At 58.7% G+C, this 20,627-nt stretch carries 19 protein-coding genes; 13 read left to right on the forward strand and 6 right to left on the reverse strand.

Features of this window, described 5'->3' with window-relative positions:
- Window positions 1-2 precede the first annotated feature (2 nt).
- Genes DV711_RS10825 through DV711_RS10840 form a run of 4 tightly spaced genes read left to right on the forward strand, consistent with a single transcriptional unit; the run spans window position 3 to window position 2,885 of the window.
- The gene (locus tag DV711_RS10825) at window positions 3-599 is read left to right on the forward strand and encodes a diheme cytochrome c (RefSeq protein ID WP_114695728.1); all 597 of its coding nucleotides are present in this window, start codon (window positions 3-5) and stop codon (window positions 597-599) included.
- Window positions 592-873 (forward strand): PepSY domain-containing protein, encoded by a 282-nt coding sequence (locus tag DV711_RS10830; RefSeq protein ID WP_243633796.1) that lies wholly within the window; start codon window positions 592-594, stop codon window positions 871-873. The genes DV711_RS10825 and DV711_RS10830 overlap by 8 nt, the downstream gene beginning before the upstream one ends.
- 18 nt (window positions 874-891) lie before the next feature.
- Entirely contained in the window at window positions 892-1,560 is a 669-nt protein-coding gene (locus tag DV711_RS10835; RefSeq protein WP_114695730.1) for a response regulator transcription factor, read from the forward strand.
- The gene (locus DV711_RS10840) at window positions 1,557-2,885 is read left to right on the forward strand and encodes a sensor histidine kinase (RefSeq protein ID WP_114695731.1); all 1,329 of its coding nucleotides are present in this window, start codon (window positions 1,557-1,559) and stop codon (window positions 2,883-2,885) included. Before DV711_RS10835 ends, DV711_RS10840 begins: the two co-directional genes overlap by 4 nt.
- A gap of 133 nt (window positions 2,886-3,018) precedes the next feature.
- On the opposite strand, the gene DV711_RS10845 is transcribed toward DV711_RS10840, so the two are convergent.
- The 3 genes from DV711_RS10845 to DV711_RS10855 are packed head-to-tail and all read right to left on the reverse strand — an operon-like array spanning window position 3,019 to window position 5,729.
- Window positions 3,019-3,876, reverse strand: a complete 858-nt coding sequence (locus DV711_RS10845) for an ABC transporter permease (protein WP_114695732.1) — start codon at window positions 3,874-3,876, stop codon at window positions 3,019-3,021.
- A 3-nt stretch (window positions 3,877-3,879) separates the two neighbouring features.
- The gene (locus DV711_RS10850) at window positions 3,880-4,689 is read right to left on the reverse strand and encodes a taurine ABC transporter ATP-binding protein (RefSeq protein WP_114695733.1); all 810 of its coding nucleotides are present in this window, start codon (window positions 4,687-4,689) and stop codon (window positions 3,880-3,882) included.
- A 38-nt stretch (window positions 4,690-4,727) separates the two neighbouring features.
- Complete coding sequence (locus tag DV711_RS10855) at window positions 4,728-5,729, reverse strand: taurine ABC transporter substrate-binding protein (protein WP_114695734.1); 1,002 nt, start codon at window positions 5,727-5,729, stop codon at window positions 4,728-4,730.
- Window positions 5,730-6,083: 354 nt separating this feature from the next.
- Between DV711_RS10855 and DV711_RS10860 the strand changes: the two genes are divergently transcribed.
- The 9 genes from DV711_RS10860 to fdhD all read left to right on the forward strand — a co-directional run bounded on the left by DV711_RS10860 (window position 6,084) and on the right by fdhD (window position 18,413).
- On the forward strand, window positions 6,084-6,833 hold the full coding sequence (locus DV711_RS10860; RefSeq protein ID WP_114695735.1) for an electron transfer flavoprotein subunit beta/FixA family protein: 750 nt from the start codon (window positions 6,084-6,086) through the stop codon (window positions 6,831-6,833).
- A complete protein-coding gene (locus tag DV711_RS10865) occupies window positions 6,833-7,783 on the forward strand; it encodes an electron transfer flavoprotein subunit alpha/FixB family protein (protein ID WP_114695736.1) in 951 nt (316 codons plus the stop codon). The genes DV711_RS10860 and DV711_RS10865 overlap by 1 nt, the downstream gene beginning before the upstream one ends.
- 10 nt (window positions 7,784-7,793) lie before the next feature.
- Window positions 7,794-8,648 carry a formyltetrahydrofolate deformylase gene (gene purU, locus DV711_RS10870; RefSeq protein WP_114695737.1) on the forward strand — a complete coding sequence of 285 codons (855 nt, stop codon included), beginning with the start codon at window positions 7,794-7,796 and terminating at the stop codon, window positions 8,646-8,648.
- A gap of 146 nt (window positions 8,649-8,794) precedes the next feature.
- Entirely contained in the window at window positions 8,795-11,242 is a 2,448-nt protein-coding gene (locus tag DV711_RS10875; RefSeq protein WP_114695738.1) for a GcvT family protein, read from the forward strand.
- A gap of 90 nt (window positions 11,243-11,332) precedes the next feature.
- Window positions 11,333-12,178, forward strand: coding sequence for a bifunctional methylenetetrahydrofolate dehydrogenase/methenyltetrahydrofolate cyclohydrolase FolD (gene folD / locus DV711_RS10880; protein WP_114695739.1), 846 nt, complete (start codon window positions 11,333-11,335; stop codon window positions 12,176-12,178).
- Between the two features lie 397 nt (window positions 12,179-12,575).
- Complete coding sequence (locus DV711_RS10885) at window positions 12,576-13,067, forward strand: formate dehydrogenase subunit gamma (protein WP_114695740.1); 492 nt, start codon at window positions 12,576-12,578, stop codon at window positions 13,065-13,067.
- Window positions 13,067-14,680: a formate dehydrogenase beta subunit gene (locus DV711_RS10890; RefSeq protein WP_114695741.1), complete on the forward strand. Its 1,614-nt coding sequence runs from the start codon at window positions 13,067-13,069 to the stop codon at window positions 14,678-14,680. Before DV711_RS10885 ends, DV711_RS10890 begins: the two co-directional genes overlap by 1 nt.
- 6 nt (window positions 14,681-14,686) lie before the next feature.
- Complete coding sequence (fdhF, locus tag DV711_RS10895; RefSeq protein ID WP_114695742.1) at window positions 14,687-17,551, forward strand: formate dehydrogenase subunit alpha; 2,865 nt, start codon at window positions 14,687-14,689, stop codon at window positions 17,549-17,551.
- Entirely contained in the window at window positions 17,532-18,413 is an 882-nt protein-coding gene (gene fdhD, locus DV711_RS10900) for a formate dehydrogenase accessory sulfurtransferase FdhD (RefSeq protein WP_243633797.1), read from the forward strand. The genes fdhF and fdhD overlap by 20 nt, the downstream gene beginning before the upstream one ends.
- 88 nt (window positions 18,414-18,501) lie before the next feature.
- Here the strand turns inward: fdhD and DV711_RS10905 are convergent, their stop codons facing one another.
- The 3 genes from DV711_RS10905 to DV711_RS10920 all read right to left on the reverse strand — a co-directional run bounded on the left by DV711_RS10905 (window position 18,502) and on the right by DV711_RS10920 (window position 20,519).
- A complete protein-coding gene (locus tag DV711_RS10905; RefSeq protein WP_114695743.1) occupies window positions 18,502-18,939 on the reverse strand; it encodes a hypothetical protein in 438 nt (145 codons plus the stop codon).
- Window positions 18,940-19,983: 1,044 nt separating this feature from the next.
- Window positions 19,984-20,223 (reverse strand): hypothetical protein, encoded by a 240-nt coding sequence (locus tag DV711_RS10915; RefSeq protein WP_114695745.1) that lies wholly within the window; start codon window positions 20,221-20,223, stop codon window positions 19,984-19,986.
- Window positions 20,220-20,519: a hypothetical protein gene (locus tag DV711_RS10920; RefSeq protein ID WP_114695746.1), complete on the reverse strand. Its 300-nt coding sequence runs from the start codon at window positions 20,517-20,519 to the stop codon at window positions 20,220-20,222. Before DV711_RS10920 ends, DV711_RS10915 begins: the two co-directional genes overlap by 4 nt.
- Between the last annotated feature and the right edge of the window lie 108 nt (window positions 20,520-20,627).

Here is a 20,627-nt window from a genome sequence, read left to right on the forward strand (position 1 = left end):
AGATGCAAGAGCAACTATCCGTTTGGCGCTGGACCCTTGGTGGGGTTCTCTTAACCGGCTCGCTGGCCATCGGTTTCTGGGGGCTGACCAGCAGCGAAGTACGTGCTGACCGGGACAAATACGAGAGCGACCATGAATACGAAGAGTATGGTTACCGTCAGCCCCAATCACAGCCATCACCGCTCTACGATGAAGAGTGTGGCAGTTGTCATTTAGCCTACCCGGGTTATCTGTTACCGACAGATAGCTGGATCAACCTGATGAACAACCTTGAGGACCATTTCGGAGAGAATGCCGAGCTAGACTCGCAGGATCAGCAAGCAATTAAGCAGTACTTGGCCACCAACGCGGCCGATAGCAGACGCTATGCGAAGCTCCGCGATGCCGCTACTATCGACGATAGCCGTGCGCCCCTAATGCGAATTACTGAATTACCGTTCTTTATCGAAGAACATGACGAAGTGCCGCAATATATGGTCGAGGGTAATGATCAGGTAGGTTCGTTTAGCCAATGCGATACTTGCCATGCCGACGCCGATCGAGGACGTTTTGATGAGGACCAGATTCGTATTCCTGGCTATGGCCGCTGGGATGATTAGCTTGGTATCCATGGGTTGGTTGTCATCGACACTGAACGCCAGCCCATTGGATCAGGATGATGTGGTGCCGTTGGTCGAACAGGGACAGGTACTGCCACTAGAACAGATCCTGCAAAGGCACCAATCACGCTTAAAGGGCCGATTGATTGATTTGGAGCTGGAGCATGAGCACGGAAGGCTCGTTTATGAGCTGGAGATAATCGATGATCAAGGCGTTGTTCGTGAGTACCTGATTGACGCCAAGACCAACGAGTGGCTGGGTGAAGAGCATTGATATTCGACGGATCACGGAATGCGAATACTGTTAGTTGAAGACGACCAGTCGCTGGCAATAGAGATCAAAGCGGCTCTCAACAAGGTAGGCTACGCGGTAGAGCTCAGTCATGATGGCATTGATGCCGAGTTCATGGGCAACGAAGAGACCTTTGATGCCATCGTGCTTGACCTGGGGCTACCCGGACGTCCCGGTTTAGAGGTGCTTCAGCATTGGAGGCAAGGCAGCAATGATACGCCTGTGCTGATCCTGACCGCCAGAGACAACTGGAATGAGCGAGTTGATGGACTCAAAGCTGGCGCTGATGATTATCTGGGTAAGCCCTTTCATATCGAAGAGCTTCAAGCCAGACTCGAAGCGGTTATCCGTCGCCACCACGGCTACTCCGAAAACATTCTCAGTTACGCCGGCCTCAGCCTCAACACCGACAGTCAGCAGTTAAGCGCTACGGGTAAGGCCCCTGTACAGCTGCGAGGCATCGAGTATCGATTAATGCGGCTGCTGTTGATGAATCCACAACGAATCCTGTCTAAATCGGAAATTACCGATCATATCTATGAAGAGGACTTCCAGCGAGACAGCAATGTTGTCGAAGTCTACGTCAATAAGTTACGACAACGTTTTGGTAAGGGGTTGATTGAAACCCACCGCGGTCAAGGCTATAAGCTAGGTCGTGTCGAGTCATGAAATCCATTGAGGCGGGTATCCGTGGCAGCCTGTTGATGTCTTTGCTGGTCAGCTTCGTCATCTTGGCGGTGCTGGCTGACTATGGGGTGAAGCAGATCAGCCAGCGTTTTGTCGCCACCCGGCTCCAGCATGATGCAGATAACCTGATTAAGGCGCTGCAGCCATCATCTGCCGGCGACTGGCAGGTCAACACCCAAAACCTGCCGCTGATCTATCAGCGAGTCCAGTCGGGCCATTACTACCAGGTGCAAGTTGGCGATCAACGCCTCCGTTCGCGCTCCTTATGGGATCAACAGCCTGAGCTTCAGTCCATAAAGACGGGGCAGCAGCGTTTGCTCCACGCACATACTCAAGACGAGCACTGGCTTGTCTGGCAGCAAGGAATCAACAAACGGAATCAGCCTATCAATCTGTGGCTAGCAGAAGATATCGCCCCCTTGGAGCGTCAATGGCGACAGTTTAGCTACCTTCTCTATGGTTTTATGACCGTCGCCTTGGTGGTGTTGTTATGGATTCAACGACGGCAGGTTCGAAAAGGCTTTAGTAGCCTTGATCGCCTGCGCGACGATATTCACCAACTCAAGCAAGGAGATATAGCCAGTCTGTCTCAGCAGGTTCCGACCGAAATTCAGCCACTGACAGCAGAGATAAACGAGCTGCTGGTGCGTTTGCAACAGCGAACCAGTCGATCCCGGACAGCGATGGGCAACCTCGCCCATGAACTCAAACGCCATCTACAACGCCTTACGCTGATGCAGACAAACTTGCCCGAACAGCACCAGCAGGACTTCCAGCAAGTGCTGGAAGAGATTAGGCGCTTATCCGATCGGGAAATGAAGCGTGCCCGAATAGCGGGTGATTCAACCCCAGGGCAGCATTTTCGGCCAGCCAGTGACTTGCCCGTTATGATCGAAATTCTTCAGCGCACCTATCCGAGCAAGACGGTGGAATTACAGCAGGGTAATTTGCCGGAGCTCGCGTTCGACCGAGACGACATGCTTGAACTGGTTGGAAACCTGGCCGATAACGCCTGTAAATTCTGTGAGCATCAGGTTCTGGTCGAACTTCAGCAGCGGGAAGGACAGTTTCTGCTGCGAGTATCCAATGATGGGCAGGTTTTTCCTGAGCCTTTAGCCCCCGCCCTGATGACTCGTGGAAGCCGTGTCGATGAGTCCGTCGAAGGCTTCGGCTTAGGCCTATCCATCTGCAAGATAATTGTCGAGACTTACCAAGGCACGTTAACGGTAAACTCAAATTCATCAGATAGCAGCGAGTACAGGACTCAATTGGTGGTCACTCTTCCGTTGTCGTTATCAGCGTCGTGAACCAGCCAGGACGAGCTTTGAGCTGAATTGGGCTACACCGCGAAGCCTAGCCATCTGCCAATCTCAACCTGTGCCAACACAAAAACCCCGGCAGAACCGGGGTTGTGGTTTGAGATTGGTGTCTGAAGCCAGGTCAGGCTTTACCCTTCCAGGGAATCAACTTGGCTTCGAGCTTACGCATCAGAATATCGATGCCGTAGCCGATCGCGCCGACGATAATCACCCCTAGCACCACTATATCGGTGGACAGGAATTTACTCGCCACCATGATCATGTAACCGACCCCGGACTCCGCCGCGACCAGCTCGGCCGCCACCACGGTACCCCAGCAGACCCCCATCGCGACCCGCATCCCGGTGAAGATCTCCGGCAGCGAGTTGGGCAGGATCACATGCTGCAGGATCTGGCGCTTGCTGGCACCCAGCGAATAGGCCGCATGGATCTTGTTGAGCTTAACGCTACCGACCCCGGCCCGAGCGGCGATCACCATGATCCAGAGCGCGGCGAAGAACAGCAGCATGATCTTAGAGCGCTCACCGATACCGGACCAGATGATCACCAGCGGAATAAACGCCAGCGGCGGGATCGGACGGAAGAACTCGACGATCGGGTCGAACCAGCCGCGCATCAGCTTAGACAAGCCCATCGCAAAGCCCAGCGGAATCCCCACCAGACAGCCCAATCCGAAGCCCACCAGGATCCGGTACAGGCTGGCCCAGATATGCTCCCACAGGGAGAAGTTGCGGTAGCCCTCGGACGAGATACTGACGAACTGATCCCAGACCGCCATCGGTGACGGCCAGAAGATCGGGTTGACCAACTCCAGCGCGCTGCCCAGGTACCAGGCCAGCGCCAGCGTCAGCACCGACAGGCAGCTCCAGAAGCGTCCAGCCTCGACCGAACTGGCGTCGCCGAAAGTGACCGTCTTACGTTTTTCGAGCCCGGTGCTGACCAGGCCCAGTTTGACGAATAAGCTCTCAATCATTTTCATAACTTAGGCCCCCACGGCTTCTGCGCCACCCATGATCTCCTCCTCCATCTCCCAGATCATGGAGAGGACCTCTTCACGCTTGGCGATGAATTCTTGAGACGCCTTGATCTCCCGTGGATCCTTGGTCAGCCCTTCGTCAGCAAACGGCAGCTGATACTCCTTCTGGATCCGTCCGGGACGGGGCGCCATCACGAACAGGCGCTCGCCCAGGAACAGTGCCTCTTCAACACTGTGGGTGATCAGGATGATGGTCTTGCCGGTCTCCTTCCAGAGCTTGAGAACCAGGCTTTGCATTTTCTCCCGGGTCAGCGCATCCAGCGCCCCCAGCGGTTCATCCATCAGGATGATGTCCGGGTCGTTGGCCAGACAGCGTGCCAGTGCGACCCGCTGCTGCATCCCCCCGGACAGCTCGTAGATCGGTTTGTCGCCGAAATCCTGCAGGCCGACGGTCTGCAGCAGATGATCGACCACCCCGGCGATCTCCTCCTTGGGACGCCCTTTCATGGTCAGACCGAAGCCGATGTTCTCGGCCACGGTCAGCCACTCGAACAGCGCCCCCTGCTGAAACACCATGCCGCGATCCGCGCCGGGACCGTGCAGCTCGGTGGAGCCGTTGCTGACCGTCCCGTCGGTCGGGGCCAGAAATCCGGCCACGATATTCAGCAAGGTACTCTTACCGCACCCCGAAGGGCCCAGAACCGACAGCAGCTCTCCCTGCTTCAGGTTGAAGGAGACGTTACGCAACGCCTCCACCTGGCCGCCATCGGGGGTATCGAAGATCATCGATACGTCGTTAACCAACAGCTCCGACATGATGCCTCCTTCTATTTATTGTTGTGGATAGGGCCAGATCAGTTGACGTTGCTGTAGTAGCTACTGTCGATGGTGGCGCTGTAGTCAGCCAGCGCTTTGGGGATCTGCTTGTGCTTGACGAAGAAGTCGGCCACCTCTTTGGTGAACGACTGCACAGTGCCGCCCATCCAGGCCTGGGACAGCTGCGCATCCTTCAACGGGAAGTCGAACAGCGCCAGAATCTGGTTGGACTCGTCCAGCGACAGGCCCGAAGCCTTGGCGATAATGGGCTGGGCCGGTGCCGGATTGGTGGCGTAAGAGCGGTTGGCGTTATCGGTCACCTGCAGGAACTTGGTCACCATCTCCGGGTACTCTTCGGCGAAGCGATTGCTGGCCGAGATCACGTCAAATACGCGGATACCGATGGACTCCTGCTCTTTGGCACTCATCAGCACCTCGCCGAAGTTCTTCATCCGACGCAGCGCCCCGCCCCAACCACAGGCCATCGCCACATCATCACGCATCAGCGCCGCGGCACCGTCGGCCGGTGCCATATCCAGCAGCCGTACCTTGGTGCTGTCCACACCCAGGTGGCTCATCACCCGCAACATCTTATAGTGCGCCACGGTCCCGAACGGAACCGACACACTCTTGCCTTCCAGGTCCTTGGCATTGTCCAGGGTAATGCCAGCGCCTTTACCGACGACGCAGTTATCGTTTTCTGCATAAGACACCGCGATACCGACCATGGTGATCGGCAGTCCTTGGGAGACGGCGACGGTAAAGGGTACCAGTCCTTGGGAGTACGCCATGTCCACATCACCGGACGCCATCGCCGCGGACATCGCCGCACCGGAGTCGAACGCGCGCCATTCGACGTCGACGCCCATCGCTTTGTCGTAGTGTTTTTCAACCTGGGCCACCTGATTGGCGGTTGGCCACTCCAGGAAGTAGCCGATGGTGACCTGGTCAGGCTTGTCGGCGGCCAGTGCAGTGCTGCAGGCCAGGGTGGAGGTCGTTACTGCGGCAGCTTTAATCAGCGTAGAGATCGTTCTCTTCATAATACCCTCACGTCGTCTTTCAATTGTTTTTGTTGGTTTTTCGGTGCCTTTCACAGCGCCGACACTTGCGGGGTTTGGCGTTCTTGTCGGTGACGCCTTGAAATCGATACTGCCCGCAGAAAACCCCACCAACAATTGAGATAACTTCTTTCATTGTTAGTTTTTCTAACATCAGTTCTTGCTCAAGCTGCCGCAAAGCCCGTCATAGCGGGCTTTGCGGCCTGATCAAAAAAATCACACAAAACGCAAGAAATTATTCTGTTGACAGTCAGAAAAAGAATAAATAAAAATGTACGTGAAATTTTGATGAATATTTTCATTTAGAACAAATACAATAGCTGCATAGAGGCTCGTATGAAAATAATGGTCACGGTTAAACGGGTGGTCGATGCCAACATCAAGGTGCGCGTCAATGCCGACAACACAGATGTCGAATTGGCCAACCTGAAGATGGCAATGAACCCATTCGATGAGATTGCGGTAGAGGAAGCGATTCGACTGAAAGAGCGCGGCGATGCCGACGAAGTCGTGGCGGTCAGCGTGGGTTCCGACGCCTGCCAGGAAGTTTTGCGTACCGCCCTGGCACTGGGGGCCGACCGTGCCCTACTGGTCAAAACCGAGCAGCAGCTGGAACCGCTGGCGGTGGCCAAAACCCTCAAAGCCGTCGCCGATAACGAGCAGCCGGACCTTATCATCCTCGGCAAGCAGTCTATCGACGGCGACAACAACCAGACCGGCCAGATGCTGGCTGCACTGACCGACCGTCCCCAGGGCACCTTCGCTTCGGAGCTGAAGATCGACGGCGACGAAGCCCGGGTTACCCGCGAAGTCGACGGCGGCCTGCAACAGGTCGGCCTGAAACTGCCGGCCATCGTCACCACCGACCTGCGCCTGAACGAGCCCCGCTACGCGTCGCTGCCCAACATCATGAAAGCCAAGCGCAAGCCGCTGGACACCACCACCCCGGAACAACTGGGTATCGATACCCAACCCCGCCTGACCACCCTCAAGGTCACTACACCACCGGAGCGTGAAGCCGGCGTTAAGGTCGCCGACGTCGCCGAACTGGTCAGCAAACTGAAACTCGAAGCGGGGGTCATCTAATGTCTATCCTGGTCATTGCCGAACACGATAACGCGCAACTCAAAGACGCCACCCTCAACGCCCTGCAAGCGGCGGTTGAGTTGAAATCCGCCACCGGCGGCGAGATTCAACTGCTGGTTGCCGGTCACCAGTGCCAGGCCGCTGCGGCCCAGGCCACGGCCATCCCTTGCGTCGACAAGGTGCTGGTCGCCGATTGCGAGCCCCTGGCCCAGCAACTGCCGGAAAACCTGGCCCCGCTGCTGGCCGAACTGTGCCAGCAACAAAACACCAGCCACCTGCTGGCCACCGCCACCACCAGCGGCAAGAACCTGCTGCCCCGCACCGCCGCGCTGCTGGATGTCGCTCAGGTTTCGGACATCGTCGAAGTGGTCAGCGCCGATACCTTCGTGCGACCGATCTACGCCGGCAACGCCCTGGCCACAGTCCAGAGCCAGGACGGCATCAAGGTCATCACCGTCCGGGGTTCGGCCTTCTCGGCGGTCGATGCCGAAGGTGGTGAAGCGCCGCAACAGCCCCTCGGCAGCGTCGCCGACAGCAACCGCTCGCGCTTTATCAGCGAAGAGGTCAGCCAGTCCGATCGTCCCGAGCTGACCTCCGCCCGAATCATCATCTCCGGTGGTCGTGGTATGCAGAGCGGCGACAACTTCCCAATGCTGGAACAGGTCGCCGACAAACTCGGCGCCGCCGTGGGTGCCTCCCGCGCTGCGGTCGACTCCGGTTTCGTGCCCAACGACATGCAGGTCGGCCAGACCGGCAAGATCGTCGCCCCGGACCTCTACATCGCCGTCGGCATCTCCGGTGCGATCCAGCACCTGGCCGGCATGAAGGATTCCAAGGTGATCGTCGCGATCAACAAAGATGAAGAAGCCCCGATCTTCCAGGTCGCCGACTACGGTCTGGTCGCCGACCTGTTCGAGGCCGTCCCCGAACTAGACCAACAGCTCGCTTGAGGAGAACGCCATGAACCACACCTATCGATTAATTCTCGACTGCCCTGATCGGGTCGGTATTGTTACCCGCGTCGGCGAAGTGATCACCAGCAACGGCGGCTGGATCTCCGAAGCAGCACACCATTCCGATCAGGAGAGCAACTGGTTCTTCTCCCGCTTTGAAATTCAGGCCGACTCGCTGCCGTTCGGCATCGACGAGCTGCAAGCCAAACTCGATCCGCTGGCCAAAGAGTGCAGCATGAACATCCGTCTGGTGGACAACCACCAACCCAAGCGGGTGATTTTGATGGCCAGTAAGGGCAGCCACTGTCTGTCGGATCTGCTGGATCGCTGGAAGAGCGGCGACCTGCACTGCGATATTCCCTGCGTCATCTCCAACCACGACGACATGCGCGGACTGGTGGAGTGGTACGGCATCCCCTTCCACCACGTGGTGATCGACAAGGAAGACAAGGCGCCGGGCTTTGCCCAGGTCGAGGCTCTGGTGGATGAGTACAACGCCGACTGCGTGGTACTGGCGCGCTACATGCAGATCCTGCCGCAGGCGCTGTGCGAGAAATACCGCCATCAGGTAATCAACATCCACCACAGCTTCCTGCCCTCCTTTATCGGTGCCAAGCCCTATCACCAGGCCTCACGCCGCGGCGTCAAGCTGATAGGTGCCACCTGTCACTACGTCACCGAGCAGCTCGACGAAGGACCGATCATCGACCAAGACGTCGCCCGGGTGACCCACAGCGACAACGTCGAAGACCTGGTCCGACTGGGTAAAGACGTCGAGAAGACCGTGCTGGCCCGAGGCCTGCGCGCCCATCTGGAGGACCGGATTCTGGTCCACGGCAATAAGACGGTGGTGTTTAACTAACCGGCCGACGATACCGCCCCGATTGATCCACCTCATATCGATCGGGGCGGTTAACCGTATCATTACCCGACAACCAACAACGGTTGAAAAGGGTTGAACAAACCACTCGCCTGCATCGGAGTTCCAGGCGAATCTGGAGAATAACAATGAACAAACAACTACCCTCTTCAGCCCAGGTCGTTATCGTCGGTGGCGGAGTCATCGGTTGCAGCATCGCCTACCACCTGACCAAACTGGGGATCACCGACGTGGTCCTGCTGGAACGTCGCACCCTCACCTGCGGCACCACCTGGCACGCCGCCGGTCTGGTTCCGACCCTGCGCGCCAACTACAACATGTCGATGCTGGCCAACTACAGCGCCAGCCTCTACGAACAGCTCGAAGCCGAAACCGGCCAGGCCACCGGCTTTGTCCGCAACGGCTCGCTGACCATCGCCACCAACAAAGAACGGATGTCCGAACTCAAGCGCGGCGCCTCGATGGCCAAAGTGGCCGGTTTCCCCTGTGACGTGATCAGCCCGGACCACGCCAAGGAGATGTGGCCGCTGCTGAACGTCGACGACGTGGTCGGCGCGATCTACCTGCCGATGGATGGCATGACCAGCCCGGTGGACACCACCCAGGCGCTGGCCAAGGGCGCCAAGCTGGGCGGCGCCAAGATCTTTGAAAACTGCAAAGTGCTGGACATGAAGATCCGCGACGGCAAGGCCGCCGGGGTGATCACCGAGCACGGCGATATCGACGCCGAATACGTGGTTAACTGTGCCGGCATGTGGGCCCGTGAATTCGGCAAGAAAGCCGGCGTTAACGTGCCGCTGCACGCCGCCGAGCACTTCTACGTCGTCACCGAAAACATGCCCGATCTGCAGCATGGCCTGCCGACCATGCGTGATATGGACGGCTACTGCTACTACAAGGAAGATGCCGGCAAGATGCTGATCGGCATGTTCGAACCCAACGCCAAGCCCTGGGGTATGAACGGCATCCCGGAAGACTTCCACTTCGACGAGTTGCCGGAGGATTTTGATCACCTGGAGCCTTACCTCGAAGCCGCCATGCACCGGGTCCCCAAGCTGATGGAGACCGGCCTGCAGGTGTTCTTCAACGGCCCCGAGTCCTTCACCCCCGATGACCGCTACCACCTCGGTGAAGCACCCGAACTGCGCAACTACTTCGTCGCCGCGGGCTTCAACTCGGTCGGTATCCAGTCCGCCGGTGGCGCCGGTAAGATGCTGGCCGAATGGATCCACAAGGGCCACGCCCCGCGCGATCTGTGGGATGTGGATATCCGCCGCAACATGCCGTTCCAGGGCACCCAGGCCTACCTGCAGGAGCGCACCACCGAGACCCTGGGTCTGCTGTACGAAACCCACTACCCGTTCAAGCAGTTCAAGACCTCCCGTGGCGTTCGTCGCTCAGTCCTGCATGAGCAGCTTAAGGCCCAGGGCGCCGTGTTCGGCAGCGAGAACGGCTGGGAGCGGGCCAACTGGTTCGCCAACGAGGGTCAGGCGCCGGAATACGAATACTCCTTCGGTCGCCAGAACTGGTTCGACAACAACAAGGCCGAGCACGAAGCGGTCCGCAACAGCGTCGGCGTGATGGATCAGAGCTCGTTCTGTAAGTACCAGATCGAAGGCCCGGATGCGGAAAAATTCCTGAACCGCGTCTGCTCCAACAACGTCGCCGTCAAGGTCGGCAAGATGGTCTACACCCAGTGGCTCAACGAGCGTGGCGGCATCGAAGCCGACGTCACCGTGACCCGCCTGGCCGAAGACCGCTACCTGGTGGTTTCCGGTGTTGCCTGCCAGACCCGCGACCTGGACTGGCTACGTCGCAACAAAGGCGACCATAGGGTGGTGATCACCGACGTAACCTCGGCGATGGCCGTGGTCACCGTGATGGGGCCGCGCTCGCGCGATACCCTGAGCAAGCTGACCAACGCGGATATGTCCCACGAGGCGTTTCCGTTTGCGACCTCGAAAGAGATCGAGCTGCACTACGCCCTGGTGCGCGCCTCCCGAATCACCTACGTCGGTGAGCTGGGCTGGGAGCTGTACATTCCGACCGAATACGCCCCGAGCGTCTACGAGGCGATCTGCGAGGCCGGTGAAGAGTTCGGTATCAAACCGTACGGCTACCACACCATGAACTCGCTGCGGATGGAGAAGTGCTACCGTCACTGGGGCCACGACATCACCGACGAAGACACCCCGCTGGAAGCCGGACTGAGCTTTGCGTCCGACTTCGACAAGGAAGGCGGCTTTATCGGTAAGGAAGCGCTGCTGGCGCAGAAGGAGCAGGGTCCGCTGAAGAAGCGCTTTGTCGCCTTCCTGTTCGAGAACCCGGAACCGCTGTGCTACCACGAGGAACCGATCTACGCCAACGGCAAGATCGTCGGCCGCACCACCGCCGGGATGTTCTGCCACAGCCTGGGCGCCACCGTTGCGATGGGTTACGTCGAGCATGAAGCCGGGGTCACCAAGGCCTGGATTGACGAAAGCCAATTTGAGATCGAAGTCGAGTGCGAGCGCTACTCGGTGAAGCCGTCGCTACGATCGCTATATGATCCGGCGATGGAGAAGATCAAGTGTTAAGCTAGGAGCCTTGCAGGTAAAGTGCGAAGGGGGCTATAACGGCCCCCTGATAGGTCAATAAGCGATTACGAAGTAAAAGAGGGTAATTCCATGTCCGCTTTGATGTTGGACGGTAAAGCGCTGGCCGTAAGCCGCGAAGCCATGTTGAAAGCCTCGGTCGAGGAGCTGGTCGCCGCTGGCGCCAACCAGCCGGTACTGGCCACCATCCTGGTCGGGGACGATCCATCCTCGGCCACCTACGTTCAGATGAAGATCAACGCCTGCGGTCGGGTCGGTATGGGCTCGCGCAGCATCCACCTCGGTTCTGACACCACCACCGAAGAGCTGCTGGCCACCATCGACGGCCTCAACAACGACCCCGATGTTCACGGCATCCTGCTGCAGCATCCGGTGCCGTCACAGATCGACGAACGCGCCTGCTTCGACGCCATCGCGATCGAGAAGGATGTCGACGGTGTCACCACCCAGGGCTTCGGCCGCATGGCGATGGAAGAGCCCGCCTACGGTTCGGCCACCCCGGCGGGCATCATGACCCTGTTGCAGCACTACGACATCGAGCTCGAAGGCAAGCACGCGGTGGTGGTCGGACGCAGCCCGATCCTGGGTAAGCCGATGGCGGCGATGCTGCTTAACGCCAACGCCACCGTCACCATCTGCCACTCGCGCACCCAGAACCTGGAAGCCCTGATCGGTCAGGCCGACATTCTGGTCGGAGCCGTCGGTAAGCCGGAGCTGATCAAAGCGGAATGGATTAAAGACGGCGCAGTGGTCGTCGACGCCGGCTATCACGCCGGCGGCATCGGTGATATCGAGAAGGACGGCCTGGAGTCACGGGCTGCGGCCCTGACCCCGGTTCCCGGTGGTGTCGGCCCGATGACGATCAACGCGTTGATCAGCCAGACCCTGGAGTCGGCCAAAGCCAGCCACAACCAGTAAGTCATTGTTGCAGCCCAGTCCGTTGCGCTGTCGCAATCAGCGCAACGGCTGACGCAGAGGATGGCGACATTCGCTTGCCGCCGACCTACCCTGATAGCTAACCGGCACTGAGGCTTGAATCCGGCCCCCGGGGAACCGACCCTGCTCCGGCGTTATCAAAACCCGTGAAGACTCTGAATGGCGGGACCGACTCCCTACCCCGGATTCGAGTTTGAGCGTTACACTTATAGCAGTCGCCATCCCGATTGACGGATAACAGTCACGGATACAGTGACAGATACAAGTGAATACAAAAAAGGTGCCTCAAGAAGCGCCGAGTGTAAGTGCCCTAAAGTGACCCGATAACAACAGGCCCGGTCCGTCCGAGCCGATACAACACTGCAGGCAGGAGCCGCTGATGACCGAGACACCCGACAACCGTCTGGCCAAGGTTGCCACTTTAATTGACCAACACCGTGACCAGCCCGGCCCGCTACTGCCACTGCTGCACAGTATCCAGGATCAGCTGGGGTATATCCCCGCCGATGCCGTCCCCCAGATCGCCGACGCCCTCTCCCGCACCCGCGCCGATATCGAAGGGGTGATCAGCTTTTATCACCATTTCCGTACCACCGAGCCGACCGCCCATCAGCTGCAGATCTGCCGCGCCGAAGCCTGTCAGGCCCGCGGCTCCCGCGAGCTGGAGCAACACGCCAAGACCAGTCTGGAGATCGATTTCCACCAGAGCACCGCCGACCGCACCCTAAGCCTGGAACCGGTTTACTGCCTGGGCAACTGCGCCTGCGGCCCCAATATCCAGATCGATGACCAGGTCGTTGGTCGGGTCACACCGGAGCGTCTAGATGCGCTGGTGGAATCGCTGCGGACCCAGCCGCTGGAGGTGAAGTGATGAGCGCTAAGATTTATATCCCCCGCGACACCACCGCCGTGTCTCTGGGTGCCAACGAAGTGGTCGATGCGCTGATTCAACAACTCTCTACAAACAGCGAGTCGATCGAGATCGTCCGTAACGGCTCCCGGGGGCTGTTCTGGCTCGAACCGCTGCTGGAGATCGAGACCGCCGAGGGTCGTATCGCCTATGGTCCGGTAAGCGCCGAAGATATCCCCGCGCTGCTCGACGCCGGGATGCTGCAGGGCCAGAGTGATCACCCGCTCTGCCTGGGCCCGACCGACGAGATTCCGTACCTGAAAAACCAGCAACGACTGACCTTCGCCCGCGCCGGACTGATCGACCCGCTGTCGATCGACGACTACCGTGCCCACGAAGGCTTTGACGGCCTCAAGCGCGCCCTGGGCCTGAACGCCCAGCAGATCGTCGACGAGGTCAAAGCCTCCGGCCTGCGCGGTCGCGGCGGCGCCGCCTTCCCCACCGGGATCAAATGGCAGACCGTACTGGACGCCGCATCGGCCAACCCGCAGAAATATATCGTCTGCAACGCCGATGAAGGCGATTCCGGCACCTTCGCCGACCGGTTGGTGATGGAAGCGGACCCGATGATGCTGATCGAAGGCATGTGCATCGCCGGCCTGGCGGTCGGTGCCAGCCAGGGTTACATCTACCTGCGCTCCGAATACCCGCTGGCGAAACAGATTCTGGATGCGGCCATCGACAGCGCCGTCACCGCGGGCTACCTGGGCGACGATATTCAGGGCAGCGGCCGCGATTTCCACTTGGAAGTCCGCCTCGGTGCCGGTGCCTATATCTGCGGTGAAGAAACCTCGCTGCTGGAAAGCCTCGAAGGCAAGCGCGGCCTGGTTCGCGCCAAGCCGCCGCTACCGGCGCTGGAGGGTTTGTTCGGTCAGCCCACCGTGGTCAACAACGTCCTGTCGCTAGCGGCGATTCCATTCATCCTGGCCCGCGGAGGCCAGGCCTACGCCGACTACGGCATGGGCCGCTCCCGCGGCACCCAGGCGTTCCAGTTGGCCGGCAATATCGAACGCGGCGGACTGGTGGAGCTGGCCTTCGGTGCCTCGCTACGCCAACTGTTGCAAGAGTACGGTGGCGGTTCGGCCAGCGGCCGCGCGCTGCGGGCGGTTCAGGTCGGAGGCCCACTGGGCGCCTACCTGCCGGAGTCGCAGTGGGACCTGCCGCTGGATTATGAAGCCTTCAGTGAAGCCGGTGCGGTCTTGGGTCACGGCGGCATCGTCGCCTTTGACGATACGGTCGATATGGCCCAGCAGGCCCGCTTCGGAATGGAGTTCTGCGTGGTCGAATCCTGCGGCAAGTGCACGCCCTGCCGGATCGGCTCGACCCGTGGCGTCGAGGTGATCGATCGGATCATCGCCGACGCCTCTGATCACAAGAGCCGTGACGCTAATCTGGAACTGCTCGACGAACTCTGCGAAACCATGGAAGACGGCTCGCTCTGCGCCATGGGCGGCATGACGCCGAATCCGGTTCGCAGCGCGTTGCGCCATTTCCCGGAGGACTTCGCCAAGCCCTCTTCGACTCAGCCCTCAACCGCAGCGTCTTCAACAGCCACGCCATCAACAGGGGAGTAACAAGCCATGCTAGAGCATTTTGATCCCGCCCAGGAAAAAGATCTGGGCACCCCGGCGGTCATCTCCGATACCCTGGTTGAACTGGCGATCGACGGCATCCCTGTGCAGGTACCCGAAGGTACCTCGGTGCTGCGTGCCGCCGCCCTAGCCGGCATCACGATTCCCAAGCTGTGCGCCAGCGATAACCTGGATGCGTTCGGCTCCTGCCGTCTGTGTGCGGTACAGGTCGAAGGTCGCCGTGGCTACCCGGCATCCTGCACCACCCCAGCCGAAGACGGGATGCAGGTCACGACCCAGAATTCGAAGCTGGCCAAGCTGCGTCGCAATATCATGGAGCTGTATATCTCCGACCACCCGCTGGACTGCCTGACCTGTCCCAGTAATGGCGACTGCGAGCTACAGGACATGGCCGGTGCGGTGGGCCTGCGCGAAGTGCGCTACGGCTTCGACGGCCACAACCACCTCGATGCCGAGAAAGATCTGAGCAACCCCTATTTCAGCTTCGATCCGGCCAAGTGCATCGTCTGCTCGCGCTGCGTGCGGGCCTGCGAAGAGGTACAGGGCACCTTTGCGCTGAACGTCAACGGCCGCGGCTTCGATTCCAAGATCACCGCCGGCAACCGCGACTTTATGGCCTCCGACTGCGTCTCCTGCGGTGCCTGCGTGCAGAGCTGCCCCACCTCCACCCTGATGGAGAACAGCGTCATCGAGCAGGGCCAGCCCGAGCGCAGTGTGGTCACCACCTGCGCCTACTGCGGCGTCGGTTGTTCGTTCAAGGCCGAGCTCAAGGGCGATCAACTGGTCCGGATGGTGCCCTACAAGGGCGGTGAAGCTAACCACGGCCACGGCTGCGTCAAAGGCCGCTTCGCCTTCGGTTACGCGACCCACAAAGACCGCATCCGCACCCCGATGATCCGCGACAGCCTCGACGAGCCCTGGCGCGAAGTCAGCTGGGAGCAGGCGATCGAACACACCGCCGCCCGATTCAAGGCGATCCAGGCCGAGCATGGTCGCAACAGCGTCAGCGGCATCACCTCGTCGCGCTGCACCAACGAAGAAACCTACCTGGTACAGAAACTGATCCGGGCCGCCTTCGGTAACAACAACACCGACACCTGCGCCCGCGTCTGCCACAGCCCCACCGGCTACGGCCTCAAGCAGACCCTGGGCGAATCCGCTGGAACCCAGACCTTCGACTCGGCGATGGACGCCGACGTGATCATGGTGATCGGCGCCAACCCCACCGACGCCCACCCAGTGTTCGGTTCGGTGCTGCGTCGTCGGCTGCGCCAGGGCGCCAAGCTGATTGTGGCCGACCCGCGCAAGATCGACCTGCTCAAGACCGCCTCGCTGGGCGAGTCCCAACACCTGCCGCTGCTGCCGGGCACCAACGTGGCGTTGATCAACGCCCTGGCCCACGTGGTGATCAGCGAAGGCTTGGAAGACCAGGACTTTATCGCCAAGCGCTGCGACGACGAGCAGTACCAGCAGTGGCGTGAATTTATCCTCGACGAGCAGAACAGCCCGGAGCGGATGGCTGCCGTCACCGGCCTCAGCGCCGAGGCGATCCGTCAGGCCGCACGCACCTATGCCAACGCCGACAACAGCGCCATCTTCTACGGCCTGGGCGTGACCGAACACAGTCAGGGCTCCACCATGGTGATGGGGATCGCCAACCTGGCAATGGCCACCGGCAACATCGGCCGCAGCGGCGTCGGGGTCAACCCGCTTCGGGGACAGAACAATGTTCAGGGCTCCTGCGACATGGGCTCCTTCCCCCACGAGCTGCCCGGCTACCAACCGGTGGGCGACGACCAGATCCGTGCTCGCTTCGAGCAATCCTGGGGTGTCAGCCTGGATCCGGAACCCGGGATGCGGATTCCGAACATGTTCAATGCCGCGCTCGAGGGCAGCCTCAAGGGCATGTATGTGCAGGGCGAGGATCTGGCCCAGTCCGATCCCAACACCCAGCACGTCGAAGCCGCACTGAAGGCACTGGACTTCCTGGTGGTGCAGGATATCTTCCTCAACGAAACCGCCAAGTTCGCCCATGTGCTGCTGCCCGGCGCCAGCTTTCTGGAGAAGGACGGCACCTTCACCAACGCCGAACGCCGTATCAACCGGGTTCGTAAGGTGATGCCGCCGCTGGCCGGTAAGGCCGACTGGGAGGTCACCATGGACCTGTCCAACGCGCTGGGCTACCCGATGAACTACCAGCATCCGTCCGAGATCATGGACGAGATCGCCACCCTGGTACCAACCTTCAAGGGTGTCAGCTACGACAAGCTGGAGCGTCTGGGCTCGATCCAGTGGCCCTGTAATGACGAGAATCCGGACGGCATGCCGATCATGCACGTCGAGGACTTCCCGATCGGCAAAGGCCGCTTCGTGCTGACCGAGTTCGTCCCCACCACCGAGCGCTGCAGCCGCCGCTTCCCGCTGCTGTTGACCACCGGTCGGGTACTGAGCCAGTACAACGTCGGCGCCCAGACCCGTCGCACCGCCAACCAGGCTTGGCATGACGAAGACCGGCTCGACATCCATCCGCAGGACGCCGAAGATCGCGGTATCAACGACGGCGACTGGCTCGGCATCAGCAGCCGCGCCGGTGATACGGTACTGCGAGCGCGGATCAGTGAACGGATGCAGCCCGGCGTGGTTTACACCACCTTCCACCATCCGGAAAGCGGCGCCAACGTGATCACCACCGACAACTCGGACTGGGCCACCAACTGCCCGGAATACAAGGTGACCGCGGTGCAGGTGGAGAAAGTCAGCCAACCGTCCCGCTGGCAGCAGGAGTTCCGGCAGCTGCGTGAGCGGCAGTCCGAACTGCTGAAGCGGCGTAAACGTGAACCCCAGCAAGGGTAAGTCCACCACGGGCTTACCCAACAAGGATCTTGAAGTGAGCGACGCCGGTCACAAACAACTCAAGCCGACCAAGCAACCTTCGCAGGCTCAACAGCACAGGGTGCGGCGCTGGAACAGCGAGCGTCCGCAGCCGACGTCGGCGCAGGACTGGCTGGCCGAAGAGACCCCGGTGGCGCTGTGTTACAACAGCGTCTGCCATCTGGTGATGATGGTCACCCCGGATTACCTGGAAGACTTCGCCCTGGGCTTCAGCCTCAGCGAAGGGATTCTGGAGAGTCCGGACCAGCTCTACGGCATCGATATCGAAGTCCACGAGCAAGGCATCGAGGTCAATCTGGAGATCGCCGCCCGCCAGGCCCTGGCGCTCAAGGCCCAGAAACGCAATCTAACCGGCCGAACCGGCTGCGGCCTCTGTGGAACCGACTCGCTGGAACACGCCAACCGCCAACCGGACCCGGTGGCCCCCACCGAGCCGGTCACCGACGAGGCCATTCAACAGGCCCTCAGCCAGCTCAACCAACACCAACCGATGCAGCAGCTCACCGGCGCCTTCCACGGCGCCGCCTGGTGCAACCGCGATGGTGAGATTCAGTTGCTTCGGGAAGATGTAGGGCGCCATAACGCGCTGGATAAACTGATCGGTGCGTTGGCTGTGGATGGATTCGATCCACAGCAAGGTTTTGTGCTGATCTCCAGCCGGGCCAGTTACGAGATGGTTCAGAAAACCGCCAGCGCTGGCATCAGCCAACTGGTGGCGGTATCGGCGCCTACGGCGTTGGCGGTGCGGTTAGCGGAGCAAACTGGGGTTAAGCTGACGGGTTTTGCTCGGGATGGGAGTCATGTGCATTACTGCCACCTTTGAGATTGTCAGTGCTGTAAGAGCCAATACCTTCTTGATAGAAGCCCCTGAATAATATTTAACTATCTAAATATTATTCAGGGAAAACTCCTTAGTTGACGTAGAAAGCCTGTAGCTTGTCGGTCCACTTAAAGGTTACTAAAGTCCATGTGTCCTTTCCCTTATAGAAGTAAAAGTCCCAATAAAACCCACCTCTATTTGTTTTTTCTAGAACTTTATATCTTACCAATGACGAACCAAGGGGGTCTTCCCTAAGAATCTCAAATCCGAAAGATTTTCCTTTAGTCATTCTTACTGCATCGCGTTGTTCTTTGGATTTAATAGCAGCAATTTTTAGATTTTGTTCATCACCACTAAAATATGGCATCAAAGTATCAAATGATACCAAGACCCCATCTTCCATAGTACTTTCCATAAATTCTGAGATAAACTTCTTTATTTGTTCTTTGTTTTCGAATTCCGATGAGTATGAATATGTTGGGGATAGAAATACAGCAAACAATATATACTTGATACTTTTAATCATCATCCTGATTCTCTAAATTAATACCATTATTTATTGCTAAACTTTCACCTAATCAATCAATCTTATAATAAAAAAGATAAATCATCGTGAACGCGCATTCTATTTATCAAATTTTAACAACTATGACACTATCAGAAAATCAGGACAGATCTTAGTTTTCCTGACTTTCTCATAACTCTGATAGTTCCCATTGCGCTCTCCCGAGCGCCTTCATTCTTTTCTCATAGCGGAAAAGAACGAAGCAAGAAAACGCCTAGCCCGATGACTTGCCGGCTACGCCGAGTCCCTGCGCGTTGTCTTCAAAAATGGGCACCGATTGAACTCGGCCTACGGCCTCAAACAGTAATCGGCGCTGATCCATTTTCAAAGCCAATGCTCGGCTGCGTCAAGGGCGGTTAAGTCCGTGCCAGCCGAAACACAGATGCTTAGGTGATGTTGCTACTCTGGGCCTGATTTGGTCCTGCTCTAATATTTCAGGACAAACTCCCTCTCCCCCTTTTGCGCCGGTGAGCATTGAGCTGACCGTTGGATCAGCGAAGACGGCTGTTTGAGGGAGCGTAGCGAGCGAGTTTCCGTCGTAGCCCATCGGGCGGTTCAACGCGCAACGTAGCCAGCGAAGCTGGCCAAGCAAGTGGGGCGGCTTTTCTTTGGTTCTGTTTCTTTTGCCCGCGCAAAAGAAATGAACGCGCTCGAGTGAGCGCAACGAAATACCTCCAACAACTCTTAAATTCAGGACGAACGCCCTCTCCCCTTTTGCGCAGGTGAGCATTGGACTGACCGGTGCATCAGCGAAGACGGCTGTTTGAGTGAGCGTAGCGAGCGAGTTTCCGTCGTAGCCCATCGGGTAGTTCAAAGCGCAACGAAGTCGGCAATACCGACCAAGCAATGGGGCTGTTCTTGTAGGAAAGAGCCTTTGGTTCTGTTTCTTTTGCCCGCGCAAAAGAAATGAACGCGCTCGAGTGAGCGCAACAAAAAACCTCAGCAAATCTCTTTAACCCAGAACAAGCACCCCAAGCCCAGAGCAGTTTCCCCTGCTCGAATCACTGCTTATGTCCTGCGCTGCAATCGAAACCAAACCCAAGTACAACCAACCACCAGCAATCCATAAACAACCAGATAACACCACTCAGCCGGCCCGGAATGCCCATAAGCCTCAACGCTAAATGTGGTCTCGACCCAAGCCCAAAACGATGCGGTAAGGATGGTCAGAACCACCGCCACCGGCGCACACAACAGCAATAAGCCGATCGCGATTGCCACACCCTTGAGTCGCTCGGCAAAGCTCATGAAACGCCCAGCCAACTGGTCACATAGGCCACTATCCACAGCAGCAACAGCAATCCGAAAGACAGTGCCGCCGAGCGCTTAACCCAACGCGATAACGGCCAGCGTTTCAGGATCAGCACCAGCGAGCAGCAGAAGAAGGTGAAGGTCAGGATCAGATAGGGTAGGACGAGCAGGACATCCTTCTCGCCGCCGCCGAAGTCCAGCCAGCCTTCGGCCAGTGCAAACAACAGCAGCGGCGACAGCAGTAAAGGAAGCGCGGCTAGTACTGCCTGTGTAATTCGACTATCGATAGCCATGAGTGCCCGATTGATCACGCGTTTGAATTCAGAGCATACCCGCAATCAAGCCCGCTAACTATTCGATTCCCAGACGGATTCGCTTGGTTGAAATTGACAAATAACCGG

The sequence above is a fragment of the Motiliproteus coralliicola genome (assembly GCF_003345655.1).
GTDB classification, from domain to species: Bacteria; Pseudomonadota; Gammaproteobacteria; order Pseudomonadales; family Balneatricaceae; genus Motiliproteus; species Motiliproteus coralliicola.